1 protein-coding gene is annotated in these 3,048 nt (G+C 42.2%); it reads right to left on the reverse strand.

All coding sequences use genetic code 11. The features are described from left to right. Positions 1-104: 104 nt before the first annotated feature. The coding region (locus AAC037_RS22695) for an efflux RND transporter permease subunit (protein ID WP_339905837.1) at positions 105-3,048 on the reverse strand (2,944 nt) is incomplete at its 5' end.

Here is a 3,048-nt window from a genome sequence, read left to right on the forward strand (position 1 = left end):
TCCCGGGTTATTTTCCGCAGCAACCGTAAAAAGCCCCTCCAGCGTCTGAGAAAATCCGGAAATACTCAAGATCAAGCAAAAGGATAAGGAAAGGAAAGTAAATTTCATATTGATTTGTTTTTAAATCTTCTTTCTTCCCGAATTGCATACAAAACGGGTACAATAAAATAAGTAATAGCTGCTACTAGCATCCCTCCAAAAGCCGGAATGGCCATTGGTATCATAATATCTGAGCCTCTTCCGGAGGAGCTGAGAATAGGTAGCAAGGCGATAATGGTGGTGGCGGAAGTCATGATGGCAGGCTTAATCCTCCGCTGCCCAGCTTCCAAAACAGCCTTCCTAATCCCCTGAATACCATCAGTTTTATTTCGAGCAAAGCTCTGATCTAAATAGGTTGCCATAAGCACACCATCATCTGTGGCGATACCAAACAAAGCAATAAAACCTACCCAAACAGCCACACTCAGATTAATTGTTTTAACCTGAAAAAGATCCTTAAAATTGGTCCCAAAAAGAGCAAAATCCATGAACCAGCTTTGCCCATAAAGCCAAAGGATGATAAAGCCACCACTAAAAGCCATGGCAATGCCTGTAAAGACCATCATTGCTGTGCTGACTGAACGAAACTGAAAATAAAGAATCAGGAAAATGATGAGTAGAACCAATGGAACGATCAAAGAAAGGCGTTTTTCAGCACGAACTTGGTTTTCATAATTGCCTGAAAATTTAAAGCTTACACCTGCAGGAACCTCCAAATCACCGGAGTCAATTTTACTTTGAATCAAGCGCCTTGCATCTTCTACGACCGTCACTTCCGAATACCCCTCCTGTTTGTCAAACAGCACATATCCCACCAGGAATGTTTCTTCACTTTTTATTGCCTGAGGACCTCTGAGGTATTCAAAATCTACAATTTGACTCATGGGGATTTGGGAACCTGTAGGGGTTGGTACCAATATTTTCCCCAAGGATTCAGGATCATCTCGAAGTTCCCGAGGATAACGCACCCGCACAGGAAAACGCTCCCGCCCTTCTACCGTTGTGGTCACTTTCATGCCTCCAATAGCTGTTTCAACAATACCCTGAACATCCTCAATACTCAATCCATACCTAGCTATTTGCTCACGATTTATATTGAGGTGCAAGTAAGGTTTGCCTACAATCCTATCCGCAAACACAGCTTCCTGCTTCACTGAGGGAATCTGTTTCAAAATCGCTTCTACATTTAAACCAAAAGACTCTATTGTTGATAAGTCGGGCCCATAAATTTTCATCCCCATGGGGGCCCGCATTCCCGTCTGCAACATCACCAAACGGGTCTCTATAGGTTGCAATTTTGGAGCAGATGTGAGCCCGGGGATTTTGGTGACCCTTTCTATTTCATTCCATATATCTTCCGGAGAATTGATATGCGAGCGCCAATTCCTAAAATACCTACCAAATTCATCCGGAATAAGTAATGAAGTAGCAATGTTTTTGGTTATTATTTCTTCATTGGACAAAGTATCACCTGAACTTAGGACAAAACGATAGTCTTCATCCACTTTAAACCGCTGCTTCTGCCCTTTTTCATTTATAAAAAATTCCGGTTTATAATTGACGACATTCTCAAACATTGAAATTGGAGCAGGATCTAAGGCGGACTCAACCCGGCCAAGCTTCCCAACACTAAGATCAACCTCAGGAATATTATCCATCCGCTTATCCAACTGCCCTAGAACTTTTCTGTTAAAAGCCATACCTGAATGTGGCATGGATGTAGGCATCAACAAAAAGCTCCCCTCATCCAAGGATGGCATAAATTCTTCTTGCATGCCGGGAAAAGCATGAGCAAGCCCTGACCAAACCTTCGTTTTTTCAAGTTTCCACCCTATTTTTCCGGCTACTTTAGGAAGCAACCCAAAAGTGGTAACAAAACCAATCCATACCATGATACCAAACATCATAACAGCGGCAGGGATGGATAAAAATGCTGCTTTATGATCCAGACACCAATTCAAAATTTTCTTGTAATTGGACTCCAACAGAAGAAAGGCACCCAAAATCAAACTGACCAAGCTGCCAACAAAAACAAAGTTTAGGAAGGTGGAATTAGATGCTCCTAAAGGCAGCCAATAACCTGCCAACAGCCACACCACCCCTGAAATTACAATGATGATTTCCAAATTGTTATAAAAAGGCCTGATGCTTTCCGGAAAAGTAAAGCCCTTTGCTTTCAAATAGTCTTTTAAAAGTGCAACCCCTGCCAGTAAAAAAAGAAGGGTACCCGCCCAAACAAAGTCTAAATAAAGTAGGGCTAAACCTATCAAAATAAGCAGGGTATTTCCCGCCTTTTTAAACTTCGAATTGTTCAACTTGAATCCAAAAAAAGCGTGTGCAATACTGGGTAAGATCAAAAGGGAAACGATCAATGCTGCGAATAAGGCAAAAGTTTTGGTATAAGCCAGTGGCCCAAACAACTTCCCTTCAGCTGCCTGCATGGTAAATACCGGGACAAAACTTATAATCGTTGTAGACACAGCAGTAAAAATGGCACCTGCAACCTCCGCAGAGCCATTGTAGATAGTAGTGATAAGCTTTTGCTGTGGCGGGGCTTCATCCATATGCTTGAGTATATTTTCGGAAAGGATGATTCCCAAATCCACCATTGTGCCAATAGCAATGGCGATACCTGATAGGGCGACGATATTCGCATCTACACCAAGATAACGCATGGCTATAAAAACCATTAAAATGGCCAATGGCAATAAACTTGAAATAAGGATGGACGCCCTAAGGTTATAAACCATCACAATCACTACAAGGATAGTGATAAGGATTTCGAGAGACAAAGCTTCTTCTAAAGTCCCAAGGGTCTCTTGAATCAAAGTAGATCTGTCATAAAATGGGACCACCGTCAATTGACTCAAAGTACCGTCTGCAAGGGTTTTCTTTGGTAATCCCGGAGCTATTTCTTTTATCTTTTCTTTTACTTGCTTGATCACCTGAAGTGGATTGGAACTGTATCTGGCTACCACGACCCCACCTACGACTTCCGCTCCACCTTTG

This window comes from uncultured Cyclobacterium sp., from assembly GCF_963976465.1.
In the GTDB taxonomy this organism is placed as follows: Bacteria; Bacteroidota; Bacteroidia; order Cytophagales; family Cyclobacteriaceae; genus Cyclobacterium.